Annotated in this window: 24 protein-coding genes; 14 read left to right on the top strand and 10 right to left on the bottom strand. The window is 69.5% G+C overall.

The window, feature by feature from the left end:
- Window positions 1-216: 216 nt before the first annotated feature.
- Window positions 217-1,929, top strand: coding sequence for a single-stranded-DNA-specific exonuclease RecJ (recJ, locus tag HNV26_RS22895; protein ID WP_171443699.1), 1,713 nt, complete (start codon window positions 217-219; stop codon window positions 1,927-1,929).
- A gap of 12 nt (window positions 1,930-1,941) precedes the next feature.
- Here the strand turns inward: recJ and HNV26_RS22900 are convergent, their stop codons facing one another.
- The 3 genes from HNV26_RS22900 to HNV26_RS22910 form a co-directional block, all read right to left on the bottom strand.
- Complete coding sequence (locus HNV26_RS22900) at window positions 1,942-2,169, bottom strand: YHS domain-containing protein (RefSeq protein WP_011554678.1); 228 nt, start codon at window positions 2,167-2,169, stop codon at window positions 1,942-1,944.
- Window positions 2,170-2,353: 184 nt separating this feature from the next.
- Complete coding sequence (locus HNV26_RS22905) at window positions 2,354-3,112, bottom strand: hypothetical protein (protein ID WP_171443698.1); 759 nt, start codon at window positions 3,110-3,112, stop codon at window positions 2,354-2,356.
- Window positions 3,113-3,129: 17 nt separating this feature from the next.
- Window positions 3,130-4,419 (bottom strand): hypothetical protein, encoded by a 1,290-nt coding sequence (locus tag HNV26_RS22910; protein ID WP_171443697.1) that lies wholly within the window; start codon window positions 4,417-4,419, stop codon window positions 3,130-3,132.
- A gap of 238 nt (window positions 4,420-4,657) precedes the next feature.
- Here HNV26_RS22910 and aspS point away from each other — a divergent pair, with 238 nt between their 5' ends.
- The 5 genes from aspS (at window position 4,658) to HNV26_RS22935 (ending at window position 9,417) form a co-directional block, all read left to right on the top strand.
- On the top strand, window positions 4,658-6,478 hold the full coding sequence (aspS, locus tag HNV26_RS22915) for an aspartate--tRNA ligase (protein ID WP_171443696.1): 1,821 nt from the start codon (window positions 4,658-4,660) through the stop codon (window positions 6,476-6,478).
- A 151-nt stretch (window positions 6,479-6,629) separates the two neighbouring features.
- On the top strand, window positions 6,630-7,556 hold the full coding sequence (locus HNV26_RS22920; protein ID WP_171443695.1) for a diacylglycerol/lipid kinase family protein: 927 nt from the start codon (window positions 6,630-6,632) through the stop codon (window positions 7,554-7,556).
- 169 nt (window positions 7,557-7,725) lie between these two features.
- Window positions 7,726-8,781 (top strand): DUF72 domain-containing protein, encoded by a 1,056-nt coding sequence (locus tag HNV26_RS22925; protein ID WP_171443694.1) that lies wholly within the window; start codon window positions 7,726-7,728, stop codon window positions 8,779-8,781.
- A gap of 44 nt (window positions 8,782-8,825) precedes the next feature.
- Complete coding sequence (locus HNV26_RS22930) at window positions 8,826-9,086, top strand: hypothetical protein (protein WP_253816928.1); 261 nt, start codon at window positions 8,826-8,828, stop codon at window positions 9,084-9,086.
- Complete coding sequence (locus HNV26_RS22935) at window positions 9,049-9,417, top strand: Smr/MutS family protein (protein WP_090494323.1); 369 nt, start codon at window positions 9,049-9,051, stop codon at window positions 9,415-9,417. The genes HNV26_RS22930 and HNV26_RS22935 overlap by 38 nt, the downstream gene beginning before the upstream one ends.
- Here the strand turns inward: HNV26_RS22935 and HNV26_RS22940 are convergent.
- The 4 genes from HNV26_RS22940 to HNV26_RS37950 form a co-directional block, all read right to left on the bottom strand.
- Window positions 9,399-12,161 (bottom strand): SNF2-related protein, encoded by a 2,763-nt coding sequence (locus HNV26_RS22940; protein ID WP_171443693.1) that lies wholly within the window; start codon window positions 12,159-12,161, stop codon window positions 9,399-9,401. The two genes, HNV26_RS22935 and HNV26_RS22940, sit on opposite strands and share 19 nt — an antisense overlap.
- Before the next feature lie 200 nt (window positions 12,162-12,361).
- Entirely contained in the window at window positions 12,362-13,699 is a 1,338-nt protein-coding gene (locus HNV26_RS22945) for a DUF58 domain-containing protein (RefSeq protein WP_171443692.1), read from the bottom strand.
- A complete protein-coding gene (locus HNV26_RS22950; RefSeq protein ID WP_171443691.1) occupies window positions 13,696-14,631 on the bottom strand; it encodes an AAA family ATPase in 936 nt (311 codons plus the stop codon). The genes HNV26_RS22945 and HNV26_RS22950 overlap by 4 nt, the downstream gene beginning before the upstream one ends.
- 67 nt (window positions 14,632-14,698) lie before the next feature.
- Window positions 14,699-15,316, bottom strand: a complete 618-nt coding sequence (locus tag HNV26_RS37950) for a hypothetical protein (protein ID WP_216612627.1) — start codon at window positions 15,314-15,316, stop codon at window positions 14,699-14,701.
- A gap of 375 nt (window positions 15,317-15,691) precedes the next feature.
- Between HNV26_RS37950 and HNV26_RS22960 the strand changes: the two genes are divergently transcribed.
- Window positions 15,692-17,860, top strand: coding sequence for a peptidylprolyl isomerase (locus HNV26_RS22960; RefSeq protein ID WP_171452869.1), 2,169 nt, complete (start codon window positions 15,692-15,694; stop codon window positions 17,858-17,860).
- Window positions 17,861-17,869: 9 nt separating this feature from the next.
- On the opposite strand, the gene HNV26_RS22965 is transcribed toward HNV26_RS22960, so the two are convergent.
- Window positions 17,870-18,985, bottom strand: a complete 1,116-nt coding sequence (locus HNV26_RS22965; RefSeq protein ID WP_171445311.1) for an HD domain-containing phosphohydrolase — start codon at window positions 18,983-18,985, stop codon at window positions 17,870-17,872.
- A gap of 237 nt (window positions 18,986-19,222) precedes the next feature.
- Between HNV26_RS22965 and HNV26_RS22970 the strand changes: the two genes are divergently transcribed.
- The 4 genes from HNV26_RS22970 (at window position 19,223) to HNV26_RS22985 (ending at window position 23,369) form a co-directional block, all read left to right on the top strand.
- Window positions 19,223-20,224, top strand: coding sequence for an NAD(P)H-dependent amine dehydrogenase family protein (locus HNV26_RS22970; protein WP_171445312.1), 1,002 nt, complete (start codon window positions 19,223-19,225; stop codon window positions 20,222-20,224).
- A 14-nt stretch (window positions 20,225-20,238) separates the two neighbouring features.
- Complete coding sequence (locus HNV26_RS22975; protein ID WP_002636736.1) at window positions 20,239-20,688, top strand: MaoC family dehydratase N-terminal domain-containing protein; 450 nt, start codon at window positions 20,239-20,241, stop codon at window positions 20,686-20,688.
- Complete coding sequence (locus HNV26_RS22980) at window positions 20,688-21,356, top strand: MaoC family dehydratase (RefSeq protein WP_171445313.1); 669 nt, start codon at window positions 20,688-20,690, stop codon at window positions 21,354-21,356. The genes HNV26_RS22975 and HNV26_RS22980 overlap by 1 nt, the downstream gene beginning before the upstream one ends.
- 168 nt (window positions 21,357-21,524) lie before the next feature.
- Window positions 21,525-23,369 (top strand): acyl-CoA dehydrogenase, encoded by a 1,845-nt coding sequence (locus HNV26_RS22985; RefSeq protein ID WP_171445314.1) that lies wholly within the window; start codon window positions 21,525-21,527, stop codon window positions 23,367-23,369.
- 98 nt (window positions 23,370-23,467) lie between these two features.
- Here the strand turns inward: HNV26_RS22985 and HNV26_RS22990 are convergent, their stop codons facing one another.
- The gene (locus HNV26_RS22990) at window positions 23,468-23,920 is read right to left on the bottom strand and encodes an ExbD/TolR family protein (protein WP_171445315.1); all 453 of its coding nucleotides are present in this window, start codon (window positions 23,918-23,920) and stop codon (window positions 23,468-23,470) included.
- Between the two features lie 18 nt (window positions 23,921-23,938).
- On the bottom strand, window positions 23,939-24,661 hold the full coding sequence (locus HNV26_RS22995; RefSeq protein ID WP_171445316.1) for a MotA/TolQ/ExbB proton channel family protein: 723 nt from the start codon (window positions 24,659-24,661) through the stop codon (window positions 23,939-23,941).
- Window positions 24,662-24,704: 43 nt separating this feature from the next.
- Here HNV26_RS22995 and HNV26_RS23000 point away from each other — a divergent pair, with 43 nt between their 5' ends.
- The 3 genes from HNV26_RS23000 to HNV26_RS23010 all read left to right on the top strand — a co-directional run.
- Window positions 24,705-25,541 carry a DUF4292 domain-containing protein gene (locus tag HNV26_RS23000; RefSeq protein WP_171445317.1) on the top strand — a complete coding sequence of 279 codons (837 nt, stop codon included), beginning with the start codon at window positions 24,705-24,707 and terminating at the stop codon, window positions 25,539-25,541.
- A gap of 61 nt (window positions 25,542-25,602) precedes the next feature.
- Entirely contained in the window at window positions 25,603-26,358 is a 756-nt protein-coding gene (locus tag HNV26_RS23005) for a cyclic di-GMP-binding domain-containing protein, MshE-related (protein WP_171445318.1), read from the top strand.
- Between the two features lie 6 nt (window positions 26,359-26,364).
- A partial coding sequence (locus tag HNV26_RS23010) for a GspE/PulE/PilB domain-containing protein (RefSeq protein ID WP_495525093.1) occupies window positions 26,365-26,963 on the top strand: 599 nt, incomplete at its 3' end.

The raw sequence follows: 26,963 nt of genomic DNA on the forward strand, positions 1-26,963 counted from the left end.
ACTGTTTTCGGGTGTGCGTTTGAACCTGCTCACCGGCGACCGACCGTGCGTGAACCAGCGGGCCACCATGCGTGCGCTCGTCTGAACGTCTGTGCAGGAGGGGAAGTGTCGGGTTCAAGGTTGGACTGTCCTGGTCAGACGTCTGAGGTACTGTCGCGTTCGTAGCCAATTCATCCCGCCAACTCCCCTCGGAGAAGGCGAGGAGGCGTGTCGAGCGTGCGGTGGTTGCTTCCAGATGTAGTCGAGCAGGAAGTGGCGTCCCTCGCGGGGGAGCTGTCACTGCACCCGCTCGCGGCGAAGGTGCTCTTGCACCGTGGCTACCGCACCCCCGAGTCCGCGTCGGCGTTCCTGTCGGACCGGTTGGCGGACCTGCCGGACCCGTTTCGCATGAAGGGGATGCCGGGGGCGGTGGACCGCATCATCCGGGCGATTCGTTCGCGGGAGAAGGTGACGCTCTACGGTGACTACGATGTGGACGGCGTCTGCTCCACGTCGCTCCTGTACCTCTTCATGAAGGAGCTGGGCGCGCCGCCCGCGACGTACATCCCCCACCGGCTGGACGAAGGCTACGGCCTCAACGTCGGCGCGGTGGAGCGCATCGCCGCGGAGGGCACGCGGGTGCTGGTGACGCTGGACTGCGGCATCACCTCGGTGGCGGAAATCACCCGCGCCAAGGAGCTGGGCCTGGACGTGCTGGTGGTGGACCACCACACCGTGCCGCCCACGCTGCCGCCCGCGGTGGCGGTACTCAACCCGCACCAGCCTGGCTGCGAGTACCCGACGAAGGCGCTGTGCGCCGCGGGCGTGGCCTTCAACTTCTGCATGGGCATCCGCAAGCGCCTGCGCGACGAGGGCTTCTTCGCCACCCGGAAGGAGCCCAACCTCCGGTCCATGATGGACCTGGTGGCGCTGGCCACGGTGGCGGACGTGGTGCCGCTCACGGGCGCCAACCGCATCCTGGTGACGCATGGCCTCCAGGAGCTGAGCGCGGGCCGTCGGCCGGGCGTGCGGGCCTTGAAGGAAGTGGCGGGCATGGACCCGGACGCCTCCGTCACCGCGGGTCAGGTGGGCTTCCGGCTGGGGCCTCGCATCAACGCGGCGGGCCGGCTGCATGACGCCTCGTTGGGACTTCAGCTGCTGTGCTCGGAGTCACCGGACACGGCGCGCTCACTGGCCGCGGTGTTGGACAGGGCCAACGCGGAGCGTCAGGGCATCGAGAGCAGCATCCTCACGCAGGCGCTGGCCCAGGCGGAGTCGCTGAAGGACGCGCGCGGCCTGGTGCTGTACGACGAAGGCTGGCACCCGGGCGTCATCGGCATTGTCGCCTCGCGCGTGGTGGAGCGCTTCTACCGGCCCACCGTCATGGTGGGGGTGAAGGACGGCGTGGGGAAGGGCTCGGCGCGCAGCATCGAGGCCTTCCACCTCCATGACGCGCTCAGTGGCTGCGCGGAGATGCTGACGCGCTTCGGCGGCCACAAGCACGCCGCGGGGCTCACCATCGACGCGGAGCGGCTGCCCGCCTTCCGGGAGGCCTTTGAGAAGATTGCCTACCAGCGCCTCACGCCGGAGGACCTCATCCCCCGGTGCCGCGTGGACGCGGTGGTGAATCCCAACGAGTTGGACGCTCACGCGGTTGAGTCGCTCCAGCGGCTGGGCCCCTTCGGGCAGGGCAATCCGGAGCCCGTGCTGGTGCTGCGCCGGCAAGTGGCTCGCCCGCGCGTGTTGCAGCCCAAGTCCGGCACGGGCAGCGGCCACCTCAAGCTGGCCCTGGCGGACGCGCCGGAGCTGGACGCCATCGGCTTCAACATGGCGGACCGGGCCACGCTGGTGGATGGCCCGGTGGACCTGGCGTTTCAGGCCGGCTTCGACACGTTCCGAGGCCAGCGCAAGCTGTCTCTGCGGCTCAAGGACCTGCGCGTGGCCGCCTAGCGGCCGTGGCGCTCAGGCAATGCCCCAGCGGACGCGGCCCGGCGTCATCAGCGCGCCGACGCGGGCCAGCTCGTTGAAGCGGAAGCGCTCCGCCTGCCTTTCGAAGGCGTGGCGGCACCGCTCCGAGCAGAAGAAGTAACGGCGCTTCTTGTACTCGGCGGTGGGACGGCCCTCGGGTGTGTCCAAGGTCTTCCCACATACGGGGTCCAAGTGCTGTCCTTGTCCCTGCGCGTTCTTCATCGCTCGCCTCCCTGCCCCCAGGGGAACCCAGGTTCCCGTCCCGGTTGAAATGAGAGCACACGGCGTGCCAAGCCCAACTCCTTGAAGTCGCAAGGAGGGGGTACGGGCGAAGAGGGGAGGCGGTGGAAGAATCTTCATGGCCGCCCGCCGGGTGCAGCGCGGCGAGCGGCCGGTGAAGGCGACTTCAGAAGGCGGTGCCGAGGCTGCCGCCCAGGAAGAAGTCGTTGTGGTAGCCCCGGCGGTAGCCCATGGCCTCCAGCCGGAAGGCGAGGCGGAAGTTACCGGAGGAGGTCAGCCGGGGCCGGCCGCGGAAGCCCACGCCGTACTGAAGCAGTGGCTTGCTGCCGCTCACCTTCGTCTCCACCGTGTCGATGGTGATGGTGGACGACGTGTACGCGATGCCGCCACCCACCTGGGCGAAGAAGCCGAAGTCGGACTTGCCGAGCTTCAGCTCATAGGCCGGGGCAATGGTGAAGTAGTGGAGGTGCGTCTTGCCCTGGATGAAGTCGGTGCCGTCGCTGGTGCCGCCGAACGTCCAGCGCACGTCGGCCCAGAGGGCCTCGCGAAGCGACTCGTTGTCGAGGATGCGGCCGTACTCCCACGTGGCGCGCACGCCCAGGCCCAGGCGCGTCTCCGCGGCCCGCCCGCGCGGGCTGTCCAGGAAGAGGGCGCCGGTGATGAACTCCATGGCCACGCCCAGGTTCGGGTCGTCGAGCCCGGAGAGGGGCTTGAAGCCGTCCTCGTCGTCGTCGTGCTCCTGCTCGGAGACGCGGCGGAAGTCGTCCGCCTCGTCCACCCTGGGGCGGACGCGGTCATAGGAGTCGGAGGCGTCGTTGGCGGGCTCCTCGTCCGGGTAGGCGTAGGGGTCGTCCTCGTCCTGCGCCAGGGCGGGGGCGGACAGGGCGAGGCTGCCCAGGGCGCAACGCAAGAGCCACGTCTTCACGGAAGCTGTCCTCATGCTCACAGGTCCAGGCGGGGGCAGGTGGTGCCACCCGCGGCGCTGGGCGGGCACATGTTGGGATCGTTGCCGACGAGCTGCTCGCGCGGAATCTGGAGGTGGTCCATCAGCTCGTTGCAGACGGCCTCCTTCAGGCGCAGGTCGGTGATGTGGGTGATGATGGCGCTGGCGGCCACGGCCAGGGTGAAGCGGGACTGGTCCGCCAGCGTGGCGCGCGCCAGCTGGTAGAGGCCGGGCGTCGTCGTGCTCTCGTCGTTGTACGAGGCGACGATGGCGCGCAGCAGCACGTCGCGCTGACCGGTGGCCTCGCCGGCCTGGTAGAGCGCGCTGGCGAGCAGCGTGCCCACCCGGTACTCGTTGCCGCTGAACGCGCTCAGGTTCTGGTTGTACAGCTGGTTCAGCAGGGACGCGTCCATGCAGCGGTCCACGCGGGCCAGGTCCCGGTCCTCGGTGACTTGCCCGTACAGGTTGCCGTGGAAGGACGTGGAGAAGAAGCGCGTGTCACAGCCCTTGCCGCCCTGGGTCGTCTGACAGGTGGCGCCGTACGCGTGGTAGTCCGCGAGCCCCTCGTCGAAGGACTTGAGGATGTTGGCGCCCGGGCTGGCGCCGGCTTGTTGCCACAGCGTGAGCGCCTCCGGGAACTGCTGGCCGTTGTAGGCCTTCAGGTTGAAGACGCGGTGCGCGTATTCGTGGGCGATGATGCCGGCGTTGATGGCCAGCGGGGCGCGCTGGAGCTTGTCGAAGGGCAGCACCAGGAACGACTCCAGCACGGAGAAGTACATGGCGTTGTCGCTCATCGGCTTCTTGTCCACGTCCGCGAGCACGAACTCCGGGAAGTAGTACGTGGTGACGGGGTCCTTGAAGTCCGCCGCGGGGATGTTGCCCACGACGCGGAAGTAATCGTAGGCGCGCTCCATGCTGTAGTACGCCGTCACCATGTTCCAGGTGTGGAAGTCCGCCGGCCACAGGACGCCGTCCTGGGAGATGTAGTTGGCGCTGACGTCACGGCCGGCGTTCTTGAGCAGCGCGTTGGCGTAGCCCTCCGGCGTGGTGGCGTTGTTCAGGTCCGGGTCCTGGGAGTCGATGACGATGCGCGCGCCTCCCTGGAGGTCAGCCACCGTGCCCTTGAGGCCGACGATGTCGGAGATGGTCTTCAGCTCCACCTCCTGGGGGACGTACTGGCCATTGCTGGAGAGCACCAGGGCGCTGACCTTGACGGGCGCGGTCGAATCGGGCGCACAGCCGGCGGCCAGTCCGAGCGCGGCGGTCGAGGCGATGACTGTTCGGAGCATGCCGCCGTTCTACTCCGGACCGCCCGGAACGTGTATTCCCCCCGGCCGTCACCTTCGCGAGCACGGCGGCCGGCCGGCCGGTGCGCCCGGGCCTCGCGGGCGGCTTTGGAACCCGGAATCCGCACTGATTCCGACGGTTTGAGACGTACCCGGGGCGCTCGGACTCCTTGACGCGTCGTTTCCGCGATCCGTATGGTGCTCCGCCTTCTCCCCCCCTTCGAATCCAGCAGGCGGTGCCATGGCAGTCCCGTTCATCTCCGAGGTCAAGCGTACCCACACGTGCGGTCAGCTCACCGCGACCAACGTCGGCGAGGAAGTCGTCCTCTTCGGCTGGGTGCACAACCGCCGAGACCACGGCGGCGCGGTGTTCATCGACTTGCGAGACCGGGATGGCCTCACGCAGGTGGTGTTCGAGCCGGACCACGCGGAGGCGCACGCGCTCGCCGGGAGCCTCCGGCTGGAGTACTGCGTGGGCGTGCGCGGCAAGGTCGTCTCGCGCGGGAAGAACGTGAACCCGAAGATGAAGACGGGTGAAATCGAGGTCCGGGCCAGCGACCTCACCATCTTCAACCGTTCGGAGCCGACGCCGTTCCCCGTCGAGGACAGCATCGACACGTCCGAGGAGAAGCGCCTGGCCCACCGCTTCCTGGACCTGCGCCGCGCACCGCTCCAGCACTCGCTGATGACGCGCTCGAAGATGAACGCGCTGACGCGCTCGTACATGGTGGACAACGGGTTCCTGGAGCTGGAGACGCCCTTCATGGGCAAGTACACGCCGGGCGGCGCGCGCAACTTCCTGGTCCCCAGCCGCCTCAACCCGGGCAAGTTCTACGCGCTGGCGGAGAGCCCGCAGCTCTACAAGCAGCTGTTCATGGTGGCGGGCTTCGACCGGTACTTCCAGATCGTCAAGTGCTTCCGCGACGAGGACCTGCGCGTGGACCGGCAGCCGGAGTTCACGCAGATCGACGTGGAGATGAGCTTCGTCACCCAGGACGACATCTTCACGATGATTGAGGGACTGCTGAAGAAGCTGTGGGGCGAGGTGCTGGGCATCGACATCCCCACGCCCTTCATGCGGATGGACTTCTATGAGTCCATGGCGAAGTACGGCAACGACAAGCCGGACCTGCGCTTCGGGCTGGAGCACGTGGTGCTCACCGACCTGATTCGCGAGCACGGCGAGGGCGGCGGCGTCCCGATGATTTGGGAGGCGGTGCAGAACAAGGGCATCGTCAAGGCCATGGTCGTCCCCGCGGAGAAGGCGATGAGCCGCGCGGAGAGCGACAAGCTGGAGGAGTTCGCCAAGCAGGCGGGCGCCAAGGGCCTGGCCCGCGCGAAGGTGGCGGAGGGTGGCGAGTGGACGCAGTCCCCGCTGTCCAAGACGATCAGCCCCGCGCTGCGGCAGGCCATCAACCAGGCCGTGGGCGCGAAGACGGGCGACCTCCTCCTGTTCCAGTTCGGCAAGGAGGCGCTGGTCCACACGGTGATGGCCAACCTGCGCGTGCACGTGGCCAAGAAGCTGGGCCTGATTCCGGAGTACGGCAGCGGCGGCCAGTGGAAGTTCCTGTGGGTCGTGAACCCGCCGCTGTTCGAGTACGACGACGAGACGAACACCTGGGCGGCGGCGCACCACGCCTTCACGCGTCCGCACGACGAGGACGTGGCCTACCTGCTCACGGACCCGGGCCGGGTGAAGTGCCACCGCTACGACGTGGTGCTCAACGGCTTCGAGATTGGCGGCGGCTCCATCCGTCTGCATGACCCGAAGGTGCAGGCGGAGGTGTTCAAGGCGCTGGGCATCAGCGACGAGGACGCGCGCGCCAAGTTCGGCTTCCTGCTGGACGCGCTGAAGTTCGGCGCTCCGCCGCACGGCGGCATCGCGCTGGGCATGGACCGGCTGGCCATGCTGCTCACGGGCGCCGAGTCCCTGCGCGACGTGATTCCGTTCCCGAAGTCGAAGACGGGCACCGACCTGATGACGGGCGCCCCCGGCGACGTGGATGACCGGCAGTTGCGCGAGGTCCACGTGCGGCCGGTGCCCGTGGCGCCCAAGGCCTAGTCCGTCAGACGCGAGCCCTCGCTCGCGCGGTCCCGCCACCCCTTTTGACGCGGGGTGGCGGCGGGCCCGCCGTGCCCTGAACATGGCCACGGAGTGGAGTGCCGGTGCGCAACCGCGTAAACAGGGAGGGCCAAGGGAGGGGTAGGGTCAGATGAAGACGTTCCTCGTGGTCAATCCGCGCAGCGCCAACGGGCAGACGGGAAAGCGCTGGGCGGAGATTTCCGCGCAGGTCGGCAGGGCGCTGGGCGACTTCGGCCACGGCTTCACCCAGGGTGGCATGGACGCGGCGCGCATCACCCGCCAGGCGCTCCTGGACGGGTACGAGTGCATCGTCGCGGTGGGCGGTGACGGCACGCTCAACGAAGTCACCAACGGCTTCTTCGAGGACGGCAAGGCGCTGAATCCGAACGCGGCGCTGGGGCTGATTCCTCGGGGCACGGGTGGCGACTTCCGGCGCACCTTCGGGTGGGACCTGGAGCTGGCCTCGTCGTTGGAGCGGCTGCGCTCCGGCAGGACAGAGCCGTTCGACGTGGGCCAGCTGGAGTTCATCGACCACGCGGGCCAGCCCGCCACGCGCTACTTCGCCAACATCGCCTCGTTCGGTGTGAGCGCGGTGGTGGCCCAGGAGGTCAACCAGAGCAGCAAGGCCCTGGGCGGCCACCTGAGCTTCATGTGGGGCACGTTGAAGGGGCTGGTGAAGTACTCGGAGCGGCAGGTGCGGCTGTCGGTGGACGGGGGCCCGGAAGAGGTGGTGAGTGTCACCGCGGTGGCCGTGGCCAACGGCCGCTACTTCGGCAGCGGCATGTTCGTCGCGCCGGACGCCGTCACCCACGACGGCCTCTTCGACGTCACCATCTGGTCGGGCTACAGCCTGAGCGACTTCATCCTCAAGTCGAAGGGCGTCTACAACGGCTCGCACGTGAACTGGAAGGGCACCCGGCGCCTGCGCTGCCGCACCCTGCGCGCCGAGCCCGTGGACGGCGGCGACGTGTTCCTGGACGTGGACGGCGAGACGCCGGGCCGCCTCCCGTGCACCATGACGCTGCTGCCCGGGGCCATCCGCCTCAAGGTGTTGTAGCCCTCACGGGCCCCGATTCGTCGCCCGGTCGCCTGTCGGGCGACATGGCACTTGGGACGTGGGGCTGGACTGAGGCAACCTCCTGCATCCAGTGGCGTCCGGCGTTAGGTGCGCTGGACGCACGGCGCCGTGCCCGCGGTGCCTGCTGTATTGGCCCAGGAGACGCGCCATGCCTCAAGAGCGAGGACCCGCACAGCTCGACCTCTTCACCGGCGCCGCCGTGGAGCCGCCCGCCAGGGGCCGCAAGGGCGCGCAGCCCGTGGAGCCCGCGGCCGTGCCGGAGTCGCTGGCCACGCTGGGGCGGGAGCTGCCGCGGGGCGTGTTCCTCGGGACGTCCTCGTGGACGTTCCCGGGCTGGTCCGGCATCGTCTATGACCATGAGGCCTCCGCCTCGCAGCTCGCGCGGGAGGGCCTGGCCGCCTACGCGCGCCACCCGGTGCTGCGCACGGTGGGCATCGACCGGACCTTCTACGGCCCCATCGCCTCCAGCGCCTTCGCCGAGTACGCCGCCCAGGTGCCGGACACCTTCCGCTTCCTGGTGAAGGCCCATGAGGTCTGCACCCTGGCGCGCTTCCCGCTGCACGAGCGCTACGGCGCGCAGCGGGGACAAACCAACGAGCGCTTCCTCCATGCCGCCTATGCCACGGAGGCCGTCGTCATGCCCTTCATGGAGGGGCTGGGGGAGAAGGCGGGGCCGCTCGTCTTCCAGTTCCCGCCGCAGGACCCGCAGGCGCTCGGCGGCCCCGCGCGCTTCGTGGAGCGGCTACACGCCTTCTTCGCCGCGTTGCCGAAGGGGCCGCTGTACGCGGTGGAGCTGCGCAACGAGGAGCTGCTCACGGAGGGGCTGGCACAGGCGCTGGCGGACGTGGGCGTCAGCCCGGTGCTGGCGGTGTGGGCGCACATGCCGCCCGTGGGCCGGCAGGCGAAGCGCACTCGCGCCTTCGAGTCCCGCGCGCTGGTGGTGCGGTGGATGCTGCCGCCGGACCTCGGCTACGAGGAGGCGCGCGCGCGTTACGCGCCGTTCAACCAGTTGGTGGACGAGGACGTCCCCACGCGTGATGTCCTGGCCCGGGTGTGCCTGGCGGCGCTGCGCCGGGACAAGCCCACCTTCATCACCATCAACAACAAGGCCGAGGGCAGCGCGCCACTGTCCGCTATCAAACTGGCCGAGCGCGTCGTTCTGGGCAGGCGGGAAGAGGCCGAGCTTCGGGCCGCCCCCCGCTGAGTGTCACTTGCCACTGAGCACGCGTCTTGCTTACCTGTGGGGCCATGACAGTCATGACGGTTGCGGCACTGGTGGTCCAGCTGATGTCCGCAGGGGGCGCAGGCGCCCAGGGCGAGCAGGCAGCCGGCCGCCAGCAAGGCGACCCGGGCAGCATCTCCACGAACCTCTCCGCGCTGAAGGGCGAAGTCTCATCGCTGTCCGAGCGCTTCAAGGCCGCCCGCGAGCGGCGCCGCTTGCAGGCGGAGAAGGAGAAGCAGGAGTGGGAGCGTGAGCCGAAGGCGCCTGCCGGTCCTCGACGCGAATGAGCCGCCGCTCCCGCCCGAAGGGCCGGAGCCGCCGCCTCCCGAGGACGAAGCTGTAGAAATTCCCATCGATGGGAACCTGGACCTGCACCTCTTCCACCCGCGCGACGTGAAGGACCTGGTGGTGGAGTACCTCTGGGCGTGCCGGCAGAAGGGCGTCCTGGACGTGCGCATCATCCACGGCAAGGGCACCGGCGCGCTGAGGCGCACCGTGCAGTCGCTGCTTCCCAGACTGCCTGAGGTGGAGTCGTTCCGTTCCGCGGGTGAAGGGGACGGCGGTTGGGGCGCGACGTGGGTACGCCTGCGCCCAGCGGACTACGACAGCCAGAAGTAGGCGGAGGCGATGAGGGCGCGCTTCTCCGTCACCTTCGCCTTGTTGGCCAGATCCGCCAACTGCCGGTCCTTGGAGGCGTACCGCTTCTCCTCCTCGTTGCGGAGCGAGGACAGCTTGCGGCGGTACTCGCGCTCCATCCTGTCTGAGTTCGCGCGGGCCTTGGCCTTGTCGGCGATGTCCTCGGCCAGCCCGACCTGCTTGCGCGCTTCAATCCACGTCTGCCGCGCGGCTTCCACGGCCTCACGCGACTCCATGAGGCAGTCCTCGACGTAGCGGTCCGCGCGCTCCTTGGCCTTGTCCAGCTCCAGGGCGTTGCGCCGCTCCGCGGCCCGGACGATTTCGTCCTTCGCCGCCATCAGCGCCTGCTCCTGCATCAGCTGCACCGACACGGGCGCGGGCTGACGCCGCCGCTCCGGCTTCGCCGCCAGCTTCACGAAGTGCGCGCTGTCCGCCATGGGCAGGGCGCGGAAGCCGTCCCTGTCGCGCACGAGCACCAGGTGGGCCAGCTTCTCCTCGGGCTTGAGGCCGGTCGTCTCGAACTTGTACGCGAACCACCAGCCCTCGCTGCCCGCGAGCCGCGCCAGCCGTGACGGCAGTCCCGCCGCGTCCAGTTGCAGGTAGCTCACCGCGTCCTGGGTGCGCTCCTTGACGGCATAGGCGGCCTTGGCCACCTCCAGCCGCCCCGAGTTGCGGCTGCCCAGCACGGACGCGGTGAGGGCACGCGCCTCCTGCTGGCGCTTGGCCAGGGCCTCCTTCGTCTGCTCGTTCTGTCCGCGCAGCCGACGCCGCACGTCGCCGTCGAAGCGCTCCAGCACCACCGAGCGCATCTCCGTCATGCGCTGGCTGATGCGGCCTTCCAACTCCTCGCGGAGCTTGTCGAAGGCGATGTTGATGTCCTCGGGCTTCCGGCAGGACTGGTAGATGTCCAGGATGCGCCGCTCGAAGTCGACGCCGCTCTCCAGCGCGCCCAGGATTTCGTCGGACGCGCCGAACACGCCGTCGAAGAGGTTCAGCTTCTTCTCCAGCAGCTCGAAGAGGCGGGCGTCCGCCGCGTTCATCCGGTTGAGGAAGTTGATGACCAGCACGTCCCGCTGCTGGCCGTACCGGTGGCAGCGGCCGATGCGCTGCTCCACGCGCTGCGGGTTCCAGGGCAGGTCGTAGTTCACCACCAGGTTGCAGAACTGGAGGTTGAGGCCCTCGGCGCCCGCTTCGGTGCAGATGAGGATCTGCGTGCGGTGGCGGAACTCCTCCACCAGCGCGCGCCGGTCCTCGGGCGTGCCCGCGTCTCCGGACAGCAGGGAGATCTTCCCCTGGTAGCCGCTCTCCGACAGGAGGTTGAAGAGGTACTGCTGCGTGCGCTTGGACTCGGTGAAGATGAGCGCCTTCTCCGGCCAGCCGTGCGACTTCATCACGGCGAAGGTCCGGTCCAGGCCGCGCTTGAGCGCCTCGCCCTTGGCGTTGACCTTGATGGAGTCCGCCAGGTCCGCGTACTGGCGCAGCTCCCAGACCTCCTGCTCCAGGACGCGGACGTTGGGCGCCTTGGCGGGGTCGTCCGACCACTCCTCGCCCTCCTCGACGAACTGCTTGGCCTCCTCGGGCTCGAACATCGCCAGGGCCTGCTGGCCCAGCTTCGCCGCCTGGAGCCGCTTCTCCAGGTTGTCCGACAGCCGGCGCAGGGTGGGCGCGATGGCGTAGGTGGAGGACGCCAGCAGCTTGCGGTAGCAGAGCGTCAGCAGCGTCTTCTTGCCGGGCTCAATCGCCGCGACCTCGGAGCGCTGGAGGTACTCGCTGACCTTCTCATAGAGGTCGTGCTCCTCGGGGGAGGGGGTGAAGTCCTCCACGATGGAGCGGCGGTTGGTGTAGCGGACGTATTCGCGCACCTGCCGGCGCAGGGTGCGCTGCACCACGGGGGCCAGCCGCTCCTTCAGCTCGATGGCGGCGGCCTCCGGCATGCCGCCGGCCTCGTCCGTCCGGTAACGGCTGCGGAAGGCGTGCTCGGGCCCGAGGATCTGCTCGTCCAGCAGGGACATCAGCCCGAACAGCTCCATCAAGTCATTCTGGAGCGGGGTGGCGGTGAGCAGCAGCTTGGGCTTGCCGGCCAGGGACGCCTTCAGGGCCTGGCCCATCTTGTTGTTGGGCCGGTGCGCGTTGCGCAGGCGGTGGGCCTCGTCGATGACCACCAGGTCCCACGGAATCTCCGCCGTCAGGTGCGCCTTGTTCGCCGCGAAGGGGTGCGAGCAGATGACGGGGAAGGGCTGGTCGAAGCAGTTCCCGGTGGCGCGCACGGTGCGGCCGTCCACCAGGACGCTGTCCAGGTCGAACTTCTCCCGCAATTCGCTGTTCCACTGCGCGCGCAGCGTGGCGGGCGCCAGGATGAGGATGCGCGACTTCCCCTCGGCCATCAGCTGGGCGATGACGAGCCCCGCCTCGATGGTCTTCCCCAGGCCGACCTCGTCGCCCAGCATGCAGCCGCCGCGCGACAGCGAGTCGAGCGCGAACATGGCGCCTTCGACCTGGTGCGGGTTGAGGTCCACCTTCGCTTCCGACAGCGCTCCCGCCAGCCGTTGCTGCGTGTCACCGCTGCGGGCCAGCAGTTCCTCTGCCAGCAGCCGCTCATGGAAGGGCGTCAACGCCGGGGGGGCCGCCGCCGACTCGGACTCCATCCGTGCCGCCACCGCCGCCGCCGCGTCCGCCTCAACCTCCACCCTGAATCCCCTCGCGACCTCCGCCAAGACCGTCTCCATCCGTGGTGTTTTCGAGGTCGCCCACCGTCACGGCGGGCGAGGACCGGCCATTTTGTTGACGCGCGCCTATCTGTAAAGGGGGTCGTGGCCGAAGCCGAAAAATCGGCCTCCGCGCGATTGGCATGCTTCTTCGCGAGCGGCGTCGATACACGTTGACTGCACACTCCGTACAAAACTTTTGCTGGACTTGACGCAGAGGCCTAGAGCAGTCCGCGCGCCTTCACGTCCAGGTAGGCGTTGAGCGTGGCCGCGCCGAAGCCGCGCGCGGGGGCTCGGATCACCAGCGCGCCCGCGTCCCGCAGGGTGGTGGCCGTCCGCCGGTACTCCGTCTCCAGCCGTACCGCGGCCTGGCGCGCGTAGGCATCCTGTGTCTGCACCGGCACGCCGTGGGCCGCCGCCTGGACGTCCTCGTCCAGCAGCGAGGCGACGACGGGCAGGTGCCGGGGGCGCAGCGCCAGCGTGCGAGTGAGGAGGCTGGCGGAGGCGTCCGGGTCCACCAGGTCCGTGAACAGCACCACCAGGGCGCGCCGCGTCTGGCGTGCGAAGGCGAAGTCGAAGGCGCGGCCGTAGTCGCTCTCCTCGAGCGCGGCCTCGGTGCGGTAGAGCGATTCGGTGATGAGCCGCAGGTGCTCGCGGCCCTTGCGCGGCGGCAGGTAGGCCCGCACGCCGCTGGCGAACGCCAGCACGCCGACCACGTCACCGGCCTCCAGGCCCACGCGCGCCAGCCGCAGCGCCGCGTCCACCGCATGGTCCAGCTTGCGCCGCTCCTGGATGCGGCCCGCCATGTGCCGGCCGCAGTCGAGCAGCAGGAGCACCGGCTGGTGCTGCTCCGGCTGCCACGTGCGCACCAGGGTGTGGGCGTGGCGCGCGGACGCCTTCCAGTCGATGTGGCGGTAGTCGTCGCCAGGGCGGTACTCGCGCAGCGACTCGAACTCCCGGCCCTCCGAGGCGCGCCGCCGCTGCGTGCGCGCGGAAGGGGCGTCCGAAGCGCGGGCCAGCGCCAGCGCTTCTCGGGTGAGCGCGGTGAGGTCCGGGTACACCTTGACGTCCATCGTCGCCGGGACGCGGACCTGTCGCGCGCACAGGCCCAGGGGGCCTCGCAGGCGCAGGTGCACGTCCCCGAAGCGGGCGTCCCCCCGTGAAGGCGGCGTGACGAAGTAGGTGAGCTCTTGGGGCGTGGTCCGTGCCGCGGGCAGGGTGAGGGATTGCCGGTGCCCGCTGCTGGCCATGTCCTCGGGCGGCTCGTCGCGGACCTCCACGTGCAGCGGCGCGGTGCCGGTGTCCTGGCGCTCCAGCGCCACGTGCACGGCGTTGCGCGTGCCGGAGGAGAGGACGGGCTCCACGCGCCGCCAGACGCGGACGCTCTGGGCGCGCGGGGCCCGGAGGAAGTCCACGGCGCAGAGGGCCAGCACTGCCACGTCCGTCGCCAGCGCGAGCCAGCCGAACGCGGGGCTGGCCACCGCGAGGGCCGCCGGCAGGAGCCCCGCCGCCAGCAGGGCCACGGCGAGGCCGGTGGGGACGGGGCGCCCGGCGCTCACCGGGGCACTCGGACCCGCTCGAGCGTCTGCTTCAGTACGTCGTCCGCGGTGATGCCTTCCACCTCGGCCTCGGCCTTGAGGAGCAGCCGGTGGTTGAGGACGCTGAAGGTGACGGCCTTGACGTCATCCGGGGTGACGAAGTCCGTGCCCATCAGCGCGGCGCGGGCCTTGGAGGCCGCGAGCAGCGCCTGGGCCGAGCGGGGGCTGGCCCCCAGGCGCACGCGCGGGTTGGTGCGCGTCTCCCGGACGATGGCCACCACGTACTGGATGATGGAGTCGTCACACGACACGCGGGCGGCGCGCGACTGCAGCTCCATCAGCGTGGGCGCATCCAGCACCTGGCGGGTGATGGCCGGCTTGCCTTCGCGTTGGTGGAAGGCGCGGAGCATCGTCGTCTCCGCCGTGGCCTCCGGGTAGCCCACGCGCACGCGCATGAGGAAGCGGTCCAGCTGGGCCTCCGGCAGCGGGTAGGTGCCCTCCAACTCCAGGGGGTTCTGGGTGGCCACCACGAAGAAGTGGGGCGGCAGCGCGTGGGATACACCGTCGATGGTGACCTGCCGCTCCTCCATGGCCTCCAGGAGCGCGGCCTGCGTCTTGGGCGGGGTGCGGTTGATTTCGTCCGCGACCACCACCTCCGTGAAGATGGGGCCCTTCACGAGGCGGAAGGCGTGGTCCTGGGGCTGGAAGACGTTGGTGCCCAGGATGTCCGCCGGCATCAGGTCCGGGGTGAACTGGATGCGCGTGAAGAGCAGCCCCAGCGCGCCGGCCATGCTGCGCGCGGTGAGCGTCTTGGCCACGCCGGGCACGCCCTCCAGCAGCACGTGGCCGCGCGCGAGGAAGGCCGTCACCAGGTCCTCCAGCACGCGCTGCTGTCCGAAGACGGCCGCGTCGAGCGCGGCGGTGAGACGGGAGAGGGGAGAGGCGTCGGACATGGTTGCCGGTGACGCTAGCCCGCTGCCGCGGAGGGCGGCAGCGCTTTTTCATTCGAGGCGCGGAGGCTCAGTGCGAGGACTGGCCCTTGAGCCCCAGCAGCGTGCCGCCCAGTGTGGCGACCGAGCCCAGGATGGCCACGTAGACGCCGAAGCTGGGCGAAGAGTTCATCATCTCCGAGTTGCCGATGGGCGTGGGCACCATCGTCGTGTCGGACGACACCTTGATGAACACGACGCACCAGATGAGGCACACGATGCTGACGATGAGCTGGCCCATCCACGGCACCACCGGGTTCACGTTCGGGAACGAGCCCTTGACGCGCACCGTGACGGCCGTGAGCAGGATGATGGACATGATGAAGGCGCCGGCGCCCACGCTCATCAGGCCGAGCACGTCCCCATCCACCGCCGTCTCCTTCCACGGCATGAAGCAGGACATCAGCACCACCGCCGCGCCCCAGAACGCGACCTTGTCGCCACCCTGGAGCTGGGCGAACAGCTCCTTCGCGTCACGGATGAGCTCATCCGGGTCGGTGACGGCGCTGCCGCGGTCGTTCGAGTCCGAGCGGTCCCACGGGTCCACCGAGGCCGCGGGCTCGGGAGCGGGCGCCTTGCGAGGCGCGGGCCGAGGCGCCGATGCGCGCGCCGCGCGCTGCTGCGGCGCACTGCGGGCGATGTCCTCCATGCTCCGGATGTTGGTGGAGTCCGAGTCGGGCGGCGGCGCGGCGGCGGGCCGACTTCCGGACTTGCCCGTGGCCGGACGAGGGCGTCGCGGAGGAGGTGGCCTGGCGGCTCGGCGGGGGTCCTCCGCCGCGTCCGTGGACTCCTCAGTCTCTTCGGCCGGCGGTTCCCCCGAGAGGAACGAGCCATCGATGATGTAATCGCAGACGGAACAGATGGACGTGTTGGCGGCTACCTTCGAGCCGCAGCCAGGGCAGTTCAGGACCAACGCTCCCGCGGAGAGAATCTTCGCGTCATCTTCGGAGCGCCGGCCGTGCGTGTCAAACCCCTCTCGGCCTAACCCCTGGATTTTCGCGGGGAATTGACCTAGGCCCGCGCCATGCGCCGCTCGCACTCCGTCCGTGCCCTGTCGACATGGGTCGTCGCTTTCTCGCTGTTGTCCGGATGCGTCCGTTCCGTGCCACCGGTGAAGCCGCCGCCCGTGGACGCGCAGACGATCGAGCGCATCCAGGCGTGGGAGGACGCGCGCTCGCTGGGAAATGGGGCCCTGGTGTCGCTGGCGGCCACTGCACCGGATGCCCGGGTGCGTGCTCGGGCCCTACGGGCGCTGGCGCGAATCCAGGACCCGGCCACCCTGGAGCCCGTCATCGCGGGGCTGAAGGATGAGGCGGCGGCGGTACGCGGCGAGGCGGCCTTCGCCGCGGGCGTGCTCGCCCTGTCCTGGGAGCCCCTGGTGGACGCCGAGCTCGCGGCGTTGGAGAGGGCACTGCTCGAAGCCGGGCGGACGGAGCGCGACGCGGACGTGCGGCGGGCGGTGGTGGAGGCCCTGGGCCGGCTCGGCACACCCGGGGCCGTGGCGTGGCTGTCCGAGCGGATGCGCGAAGCGGATGGGGCGGAGGCTGCCTGGGCCACGCAGGCGTTGGGCGTCCTCGCACGCACCCGCGGCGCGGCGGTGGTTGCCCAGGTGCCCTTGGCGCCAGCAGAGGCGCTGCTCGCGGCTGAGCGGCCGGTGGAGGCGCGTCAGGCAGGGGCTCATTTCCTGGCCACCGTGAAGCGGCCCGAGGCCTTGCACGCGCTGCGCCGCTGCCTGGGTGATGCGGACGCGGACGTGCGGGCCTCGTGTGCGAGGGGCTTCGGTGACGTGGGGGGGCCCGAGGATGCCGTGGTCCTCGGGCGACTCTTGGAGGACACGGTTCCGCGTGTGGCGGCGGAGGCGGCGCGCTCGCTGGCGAAGCTGGCGGCGGCTTGCAGTGGACCGTGTACCGCGGTGGATGCGCTGGAGGCCTTGGCGGCGCGAGCCAGGCGCGTGGCCCGGGGCATGGCGCCTCCGGCGGCGGCGGGGGCATCGGCGCCGGAGGGCGCGAAGGCGCCGGTGGAGACGTTGGCGCGGTCGTCGGAGGGACACGCGCTGCTGGCGCTGGCGCAGCAGGGTCTGCCCGCCTTTGGGCGTCCCGTCCTGGAGTCGCTGCGGCTCGCGCTGGCGGACGCGGAGCGGGGCGCGGCCTCAGATGTAGCGCGTGCGGACCTGGCCTGGCTGGACTGCCGGCTGGCGGCGGCGATGGACCGGCAGGAGGGAACGCTGAAGGAAGTCCTGGGCTGCGGCTATGGGCGCGTGCCCGAGGCGCGCCGGTTGGCGCTGGGGCTGCGCGAGGTGGCTCAGACGAAGGGGCAGGGAGGGGCGGGCTTCGCGGTGAAGTACCTGCGTCACCCCGAGGCGCGCGTCCGCCTGACGGCGCTGGAGGCCGTGTCCGCGCGGCCCGTGCCCGAGGCGGCGGCGCCGGTGCGTGCGCTCATCGAGGGCGAGGATGACGTGGTGGCGGGCGCGGCGGCGGCGACCGCGGGGGTGCTCAAGGACACGGCCGCGTTACCTGCCGTGGAGGCGCTGGCGGCACGTGTGCCGCAGACGCCGGGAGACCTGGCCGAGCCGGTGGCGGGCGCGCTGGTGGCGCTGCAGGGCCCGGCAGCCGAGCCCCGACTGCGTGAATGGCTGATGCACCCGCACGCCAACGTGCGGCGCGTGGCGGCGCAGGCCCTCACGCAGTTGACGGGGCAGCGGGTGCGCTCGGCGCGCGTGGAGCTGCCGGCGAACACCTTCCGGCCCGTGGCCGCCCCGGCGCGCGCGGGGCTCGTGCTGCGCACCGACAAGGGGGACATCACCGTGCGGCTGGACGTGGACGAGGCGCCCCTCACGTCGGGCAACCTCCACGCGCTGGCGCGCAAGGGCTATTTCAACGGCGTCACCTTCCACCGCGTGGTGCCGGACTTCGTCGCGCAGGGCGGAGACCCGCGCGGGGACGGTGAGGGCGGGCCGGGGTACTCCATTCGCTGCGAGATGACGCGTCGACCCTACGGCCGGGGCACGCTGGGCATGGCCCTGGCCGGGAAGGACACCGGCGGCAGCCAGTTCTTCTTCACCCACGCCCCGCAGCCGCACCTGGATGGCCGCTATACGGCCTTTGGCGAGGTGGTGTCCGGCATGGACGTGGTCGACGCCCTCCTGGAAGGGGACGTCATCCGCGAAGTGCGCGCGGTGGAGCTGGCGCCCTGAAGCGTTGACTCATGCGCCGCTGGCACGGGCCAGGGGCGCGGGAGGACCGAGCGGGTCGCTGTTCCAGCGCTCGTTCTCCGCCGCTTCCAAGGCCTCGACTTCCTGGCGGATGCGCTGCCACTCCGTCTCCGGAATGTGGAGGAAGGCCTCCGCCAGCGCCGGGTCGAACTGGGTGCCCGCGCAGCGGCGGATTTCATCCCGCGCCACGCTCATGGGCCGGCCCTTGCGGTAGGGCCGGTCGGACGTGATCGCGTCCACCGTGTCCGCGAGGCAGAAGATGCGCGCGCCCAGGACGATGTCCTCGCCCGCCAGGTTCTGCGGGTAGCCCTTGCCGTCCCAGCGCTCCTGGTGCTGGAGCACGATGAGCGCCGCTTCGTGCAGGTAGGGCATCTTCGCCAGCATCCGATAGCCGAACTCCGGGTGCTTGCGCATCTCCACCCATTCCTCCGGCGTGAGCGGACCGGGCTTGAGCAGGATGGAGTCGCGCACGCCAATCTTCCCGATGTCGTGCAGCAGCGCGCCTTGCTCCACCACGTCCAGCGCTCCGCCCGTCATCCCCACCTCCTGGGCCAGCCGCCGGGAGTAGAGCGACACGCGGCGCGAGTGCCACTGCGTCTCCGTATCGCGGTAGTCCAGGGCGCTGATGAGCCCGTCGAGCAGCCCCGCAGTGCGCTCCACCACCCGCCGCTCCAGGTCTCGGTTGATGGCCACCAGCTCCGCGTTCTTCTCCGCGACCTCGCGCGACAGCCGCTCGTTGGCGTCCACCAGGCGGTAGTGCGCGAAGGCCTGCCGGACGCTGTTCGTCAGGTCGCTGAGGGACCAGGGCTTGCCCAGCAGCCGGAAGACCTCGCCGCGGTTGACTGCTTCGGAGGCGGTGCGGAAGTCCGCCGCCGCCGTCAGCATCAGCCGCACCGCCTTGGGGTTCTTCTCCCGAAGGGCGCCGAGCAGTTCGATGCCGTTGAGGTACGGCATCATGAAGTCCGTCAGCACGACCTGGAAGCCGACCTCCCGGGCGGCCACCGCCGGGTCGCTGTGGGTGACGACGTCGTACCCCTCTGCCTGGAGGATGCGTGACAGGGCGGCCAGGATGAGGACGTCGTCGTCCACGACGAGGATGCGATCCATGCCCGAGGTGCCTCCAGGACAGCGTGCTTGTACAGCTTTATACACGCCGCCACGCGCCCCCAAAAGGCCCCCCAGGCGGGTGATGGGCTTCTAAGTTATGGAAATTCTTGGAGGTTCTTTCATTCGGGAGGAGAGGTCGAGCCACGTCACGCTTGCCTGGCCGCCAAGGTGTGATTTATGGTGCGCTGCAACGCTGAACAGTATCGCTAACCCCTTGGAATCGTGGAGCAATCTCCGATGGCAAAAGCCCCGGAAGGGCCCGTGCCGGTGGTGGTGATGGGGCTGGGGTTCATCGGTCAGGAAATTGCCCGGGCTGCGATGTCTTCACCTGAGGTGGAGCTCATCGGGGCCGTGGACGTGCAATCCGGCCTGGTGGGTCGCCCCTTGGGTGATGTCCTGGGAGGGCCCGCCCCTCGTGTGAAGGTCTCCGCGTCGCTGGCGCAGGCCGTGGGCAAGCGCAAGGGCGTGGTGGTGCTGCATGCCACCGGCTCGCGGCTGCCCAAGGTGTTCGACCAGGTGATGGAGGCGGTGAAGCTGGGACTGCCCGTGGCCAGCACCTGTGAGGAGCTGGCCTTCCCGTACCTGAAGTACCCGGAGCTGGCGGACGAACTGGACCAGGCGGCGCAGGAGGCGGGCGTCGCCGTGGTGGGGACCGGCGTCAATCCGGGCTTCGTGCTGGACCGGCTGGTGGCGGTTGCCGGACAGGTGTGCGGTCCAGTCCGTCGTGCCACCGTCACCCGCGTGGTGGATGCGCGGACCCGCCGCCCGGCCTTGCAGCGGATTGTGGGCGCGGGGCTGACGGAGGAGGAGTTCTTCGCGCTGGTGGACAGTGAGCAACTGGGCCACGTTGGCCTTGTTGAGTCCGCGGCGCTCGCGGCCCTCGGCCTGGGGCTGGATTGCGACGACTTCGAAGAAGAAGTAGCCCCCGTGTTCGCCGAGGAGGACATCTCCGGTGGCGCGTTTCCCGTCAGGAAGGGAAGGGTGGCTGGCATGTTCCAGTCCGTGGTGGGGTTGGAGGACGGACAGGAGCGGGTGCGGCTGGAGCTGACCATCGCGGTGGGGGCGGATGACCCCAAGGACCGTATCGAAATCGACGCTGACCCGAAGCTGGTGTTGGAAATCCCGGGGGGAGTGGCGGGCGACCGGGCCACCGCGAATGCGCTGGTGAATGCCGCGCCACGCTTGACGGCCGCCGAAGCTGGGCTCCTCACGGTGCTTGAGCTTCCGGCCGGACGCTAGAGTCAGGAGAGGAAATGCTGGACAAGAACGCGATCGGCCGCGCCTCGCCGCCGACGCTGAACGAGGTCGAAAAGGGCGCCATCCGTCGGTTCGCGGAGGCCATCGGGGACTACAACCCCATCTACTATGATGAGGAGTACGCCCGGGCGTCGGGGTACCCCACCATCATCGCGCCCCCCACGTTCCCCGCGTCTTTCCACTCAGCGGCGGACCTGCGGGAGCTGCTGGGCGTGGGCATCAAGAGCCTGCTCCACGCGGAGCAGGGCTTCGACTACGAGCGGCCCATCTTCGCCGGGGACCGCATCTACGTCTCCACGCGCGTCTCCGACGTCTTCGAGCGGCCGGGCATGTCCGGGAAGATGGACATCGCGGTCATCGAGGATGAAGGCCGTGACGAGGAAGGCAACCTCGTGTTCCGCGCTCGCCGGACGCTGGTGGTCCGCGCCGCCAAGGAGACCCCGTGATGCCCGCGCGCAAGTTGTACTTCGAAGCCATCCGCGTCGGGGATGAACTGCCCGCGCTGGCCAAGGCGCCCGTCGACCGCGTCCAGCTGTCGCGCTACGCCGGCGCGTCCGGAGACTTCAACCCGGTCCACGTGGACGAGCTCTACGCCAAGAGCGTGGGCATGCCGAGCGTCTACGCGCCCGGCATGCTCGTCATGGGCATGCTCGGCCAGCTCATCAGTGACTGGGCCCGGGGTGGGCAGATGCGGCGCTACAACGTGCGCTTCATCAAGATGGTGTGGCCGGGGGACACCGTCGTCTGCAAGGGCCGCGTGAGCGACCGGCACGGCTCCGGGGGCCGCTACTTCGTCGAAATCGACCTCTGGGCGGAGAACCAGAAGGGCGAACTGCTGATGAAGGGCTCCTCGCAGATCCAGCTCTTCTATTCGCTGGAGGACGAGAACCGGCAGCGCTCCGGCCAGTCCCCCATCGTGGTGGAGGTGCCTCGGGAGAGCCTGAGCAACGTCAACGCCGCCGCGCCCGCCTCCGCCACCAGCGCCGCTCCCAGCGAGGGGAGCGACGAGGCGGACGAGCGCCGCGAGGGCGTCACCTCCAAGAAGACGGTTCCCAGGGAAAAGCCGGCGGCCAAGACAGCCACGCTTCCCTCCGCGAAGAAGGCGAAGAAGTAGGCAGGCGCACCGCGCCTCGAGGGGCGGTTCTGACCGCCCCTCAACGCGAGGTGTCATTCGGGGTTGACTCAAAAATCAGTCGCCGCCACACTTCCTGCGTCTCAACGCGCCGCTGACCTCATCCTTTTTCACCGAGGGCGGGCAGCGAGCCGTCACGCAGGAGTGGCCATGTCCGCCGGGATCAACACCTACAAGACCGACCTTCGAGAGATCTTCTTCACGCTGTTCGAGCAGTTCGGCTTCGGCCAGGTGGCCGGCCAGGCGCCGTTCGATGCCTGGGGTCCGGACGAAGCGAAGGCGGTGCTGTCGGAGACGTACCGCTTCGCGCGCGAGGTGCTCGGGCCCCTCAACTCGGTGGGTGACCGGGAGGGCTGTCGGGTGGAGAACGGCGCCGTCTTCACGCCGACGGGCTTCAAGGACGCGTGGAAGAAGCTCTACGAGCAGGGCTTCAAGACGGTGGGCGTGAGCCCGGAGCACGGCGGCCAGGGTTCGCCGATGATGCTCCAGGTGACGGTGGAGGAGCTGCTGTCGGGCGCCAACTCGGCGTTCAACATGTACCCCGGCCTGGCCTTCGGCGCGGCGGAAGTTGTCGCGGAGTGCGGCACGCCCGCGCAGCAGAAGCAGTTCGTGGAGCGCATGCTCAACGGCACGTGGGGCGGCACCATGTGCCTCACCGAGCCGCACGCCGGCTCCGACGTGGGCGCGGCCAAGTCGACGGCCCGCCGCAACGGCGACGGCACCTACAACATCCGCGGGACGAAGATCTTCATCTCCGGCGGCGACCACGACATGGCGGAGAACATCATCCACCTCGTGCTCGCGCGCATCGACGGCGCGTCGCCGGGCACCAAGGGCCTGTCGCTGTTCATCGTCCCCAAGCTGCGCATCAACGCGGACGGCAGCTCGGGCCAGCCCAACGACGTGGGCGTGGGCTCCATCGAGCACAAGATGGGCATCAACGGCTCGGCCACCTGTGTCATCAACTTTGGTGAGAACGACAACTGTGTCGGCGAGCTCGTGGGCACCGTCGAGCACGTCGGCATGAGCCAGATGTTCAAGATGATGAACGGCGCGCGCATCGCCGTGGGCATCCAGGGCATCGGCCTGGCGTCCGCCGCGTACTACAACGCGCTGGACTACGCGAAGGACCGCAAGCAGGGCTCCCACTTCACCAAGTGGAAGGACCCCACCGCGCCCCGCGCCTCCATCATCGAGCACCCGGACGTCCGCCGCATGCTGCTGGACATCAAGGCGCACGTGGAGGGCATCCGCTCGCTGATCATCAAGCTGGCCATGCACCTGGACAAGGCGCGCCAGCTGGCCGGCAAGGACGACGACGCGGCCACCTACCACAAGGGCCAGGTGGAGCTGCTCACCCCGCTGGTGAAGGCCTACAGCTCCGAGCAGGCGTTCCGCCTGTGCGCGCAGGCCATCCAGATCTACGGCGGCGCCGGCTACATCCAGGACTACCCGGTGGAGCAGTACACCCGCGACTCGAAGATCTTCTCCATCTACGAGGGCACCACCCACATCCAGGCCATGGACCTGGTGGGCCGGAAGATGGGCCAGGCGGGCGGCATGCACTTCCAGCAGTTCATGGGCGACGTGGGCTCCTTCATCGAGGCCCACCGCGAGCACGCCGTCTACGGCGAGGCCGTGAAGTCCCTGGCCGCGGCGCAGGAGGCCCTGATGGCCAGCGCCATGGTGGTGTTCGGCTGGTCGCAGGACGGCAGCAAGTTCCCGCTGATTCCGCTGTCCGCCAACCGCTTCCTCAACATGATGTCCGAGGTCGCCGTGGGCTGGCTGCTGCTGGACGCGGCGCTCATCGCGGAGAAGGCGAAGGCCTCCGTCTCCGCGGACCACCCGGACCACGCCTTCTACGAGGGCAAGAAGTACAGCGCCCTCTGGTACGCGCGGAACGTGCTGCCCAACGTGGAGCAGGCGGCGAAGATGCTCACCATGGAGGACACCTCGCCCATGGACATCTCGGACGCCGCCTTCGCGTCCGTCTGAGTCCGTGCCCCGCTGAAAGGCGGGGCGCCTGAAGCATCAAAGGCCACCCGGGCTCGCTGCCCTGGGTGGCCTTGGTGTTTCCAGCAGGGAGGTGTCGCCTATTCGCCTTCGCGAACGCCGATGGCCAGCTGCGCGAGCCCGGCCTTCTTGGCCAGCTCCATCACCTGCACCACGGTGCCGTGGGGCACGCCCTCGTCGGCCTGGACGATGACCACCGTCTCTTCGTCCTTCTGCCTGGCGTCATCGAAGGCCTGCTGCAGCTCGTCCTGGGAGACGACGTTGCCGGCCAGCATGAAGCGCCCGTCCGCGAGCACCGCCACCGACAGGTCCGTGGTGCGCGCGGTGACGTCCGCGGCGCCGCCCTTGGGCAGGTTCACCTTGAGGCCGGCCTTGGCGCCGCCGCCCGGCCCCTGTTGCACGATGACGGAGCTGGTCACCATGAAGATGATGAGCAGCACCAGGAAGATGTCGGTGAGCGGGGTGATGTTGATTTCAGCGAAGACGCCCTCCTCGGAGCCGTCATCGCTGCCCGGAGTCTTTCCCATGCCCATGGTGCGTTCTCCTCCGGCCTAGGCGGGCTGGGCGTCCGTGCGTGTGGCGGCGGCGGCCTGCGGTTCGGGAGGCATGGGCTCGGATGGCGGCAGGCCGGCGGCCCGCTCCTTGAGCAGCTCGACGAACTCATCGCCAATCAGGCGCAGCTCCACCAGCACGCGGGACAGGCGGGCCTGGAAGTAGTTGTAGAAGACCATCGCCTGCACGGCGACCAGGATGCCCACCGCGGTGGCGACCAGGGCCTCGGAGATACCCGTCATCACCGCCACGCTGCCGCCCGTGCCGCCCGCTTCCACGTCCAGGCCCAGGTCCTTGAAGGAGCGCATGATGCCGGCCACGGTGCCGAAGAGGCCCACGAAGGGTGTAATCGAGCCGATGGTGGCCAGGATCCACAGGTAGCGGCGCAGCTTGAGGGCCACCTGGGCACGCTCGCGCTCCACCGCGGCCTCGATGCCAGCGCCCCCGGCGGTACGGCTGCGCTCCATCCGGTCGAACCCGGCCAGGAAGATGTCGGCGGCCACCGCGTCGGAGCGCTCGGCGGCGGTGCGGGCCGCGGCGACGTCCCCGCGCAGCAGGTGTTTGTTCACTGTCTCACCCAAGGCGCGTGAACGCTCGCCCACGCCCCAGAGCGCGATGATGCGCTCGACGGCGACAATCAGCGCCGCGACCGAGGCGAAGATGAGCATGGCGAGGGTGACGCCACCCAGGCGGAGGTAATGGAGGATGTCGTTCAGGCTCATTGGTGGGTGACCGGGCAGGGCGGCTTGGCCCAGACTAGGACATATGAACCGCGCAGCTGTCGCAATCTTCCTGGTAGTGCTCTGTTCTGGTTGTCCCAAGCGAATCGAGTTCGGCCCCGAAGGCGAGCTCACGGACGCGGACACCGTCTATCAGCGCGTCGTGAAGAACCAGGAGAACGTCGTCACGCTGGAGGGGGACGCGAAGCTGCGCGCCGAGCTGCCCGACCAGAGCGGCACGCTGAGCATGTTCATCGCCGTCACCCGGCCGGCCATGCTGCACCTGGAGACGTTCGACTTCTTCAACAGGCCGCTCGCCTCCCTGGTGTCCGACGGACAGCGCTTCGGGCTGTATCAAGCGGATACGAACACCTGGTACCAGGGCCCCGCCAGCCCCGCCAACGTGTCCCGCTTCCTGCCGGTCATGCTGCCGGGCGAGGAGCTGGTGCCCATCATGCTCGGGCAGGTGCCGCTCATCCCTCCGGAGCGGATGACGCTGGAGCTGGACCGCAAGAAGGGCGTCTACGTGCTGACGCTCCACCGCGGCCCGGCGACGCAGGTGCTCGACGTCCACACCAAGTACCTGCGCGTCATGAAGAGTCAGGTGCGGGGCATCCCGGGGTACGACCTGGGCTTCGAGGACTTCCTGGAGCAGGGCGGGCTCATCTTCCCGGGCCGGGTGTCGCTGGAGGCGAAGCAGGCGAAGACGAAGCTCCAGGTCCGCTACCAGCAGATCAAACTCAACGCGCGACCGGACCTCACACTCTACGAGTTGGTCCCCCCCGAGGGAGCCCGGGTGGTGGAGGTGGATGAGGCCGGCCGCGAGCTGCCCGCCGGGGCGCCCGCCTCCGGGTCGTCCTCGCCCCTGGCACCGGGTTCCTGACCGAGCAGGCGCGGAAGAAGGGGCGCACGCTGCCGAGACAGTCTAGAGTGCGCGCCACGACATGGCACAGATCAAGCTTGGTGAATTGCTGATCAAGGCGAACGTGCTTCAGGAGAGCCAGCTGAAGGCCGCGCTCGCCGAACAGGCGAAGTGGGGCGGCAAGCTGGGCGAAATCCTGGTCAGGATGAGCCTCGTCTCCGAGGACATCCTGGTGCGCGCCCTGTCCAAGCAACTGGGAATGCCGGCGGTGAACCTGGACGCGGTGCAGATGGTGCAGCCGCACGTGAAGGCGAAGATTCCGGCCCAGACGGCGCGGGACTTCTCCGTGCTGCCGCTGCAGGTGCGGGATGACGGCAAGTCGCTGGTGGTGGCGATGTCGGATCCGCTCAACGTGCGCATGCTGGACGAACTGCGCGCCATCACCAAGTGCCGCATCATCCCCAACGTGGCGGGCCGGACCTCCATTGCCCGGGCCTTCGCGCGCATCTACGAGCAGAACCACGAGTTGGAGGACGCGGACACCAACTTCAAGGTGGTGGACGCCCAGGGCCGCACGGTGGTGAAGAACCTCAAGGACCTGGACCCGGCGGCCGTGGCGACCTCGCCGCGCGCCGCTCCGGCACCGGGCCGTCCCGCCCCTGCGCCCGAGGCTCCCGCCGCCCGTCCGGCGGCGGCCTCCGGCAGCCCGGCGGAGCTGCTTCGCAACGTGGAAGAAGTGCAGCGCAAGGAAGTCGCCGCCCTCAAGGCGATGGTGGAGTTGCTCATCGAGAAGGGCGTGTTCAGCCGCGAGGAGTACCTCGCGAAGGTCAAGCGGTAGTCCCCCATGCGCAAAAAGATTGGTGAGCTGCTCGTCGAGGCCGGCGTCGTGACGGAGGAGCAGGTCCGCGCGGCATTGGGACGTCGGGGCGCCTTCGGCAGTCAGCGCCTGGGGGAGGTGTTGGTGGCGCAGGGGCTGTGCACGCCCACGCACATCGCCCAGGCCCTGTCCGCCCAGCACGCGCTGCCCTTCGTGGAGCTGCCGGAGGAGATTCCGGCGAACGTCGCGGGTTTGGTGTCCTTGGACTTCCAGTCCGAGCACCGCATCGTGCCGTTCCGGATGGAAGTGGAAGGCCGCAGCGAGCGCATCCTCGTCGCGGTGGATGACCCGGCGGACGTGACGCTCGTGGACGAGCTGCGCTTCCAGCTCCGCAAGCAGATGCGCGTCTTCGTGGCGGCTTCGGACGACCTGGACGCCGCGCTGGCGCGGGCCCGGGGCGAGCCGCTGGACATCGTGGAAGCCGTGGCCCTGGAGGACGAGGACGGTGCGTCGCCTCCGCCCGTGGCCGCTGGCGCGCCGCTCGAATGGGATTTCCCGGAGGCTCCGAAGCCCGTGCCCAAGACCGTACCGCCGTCTCCGCCCCCCGCTGCGCGTCCCCCCTCGCC

Origin of the sequence: Myxococcus xanthus, assembly GCF_013116825.1 — a bacterium.
In the GTDB taxonomy this organism is placed as follows: Bacteria; Myxococcota; Myxococcia; order Myxococcales; family Myxococcaceae; genus Myxococcus; species Myxococcus xanthus_B.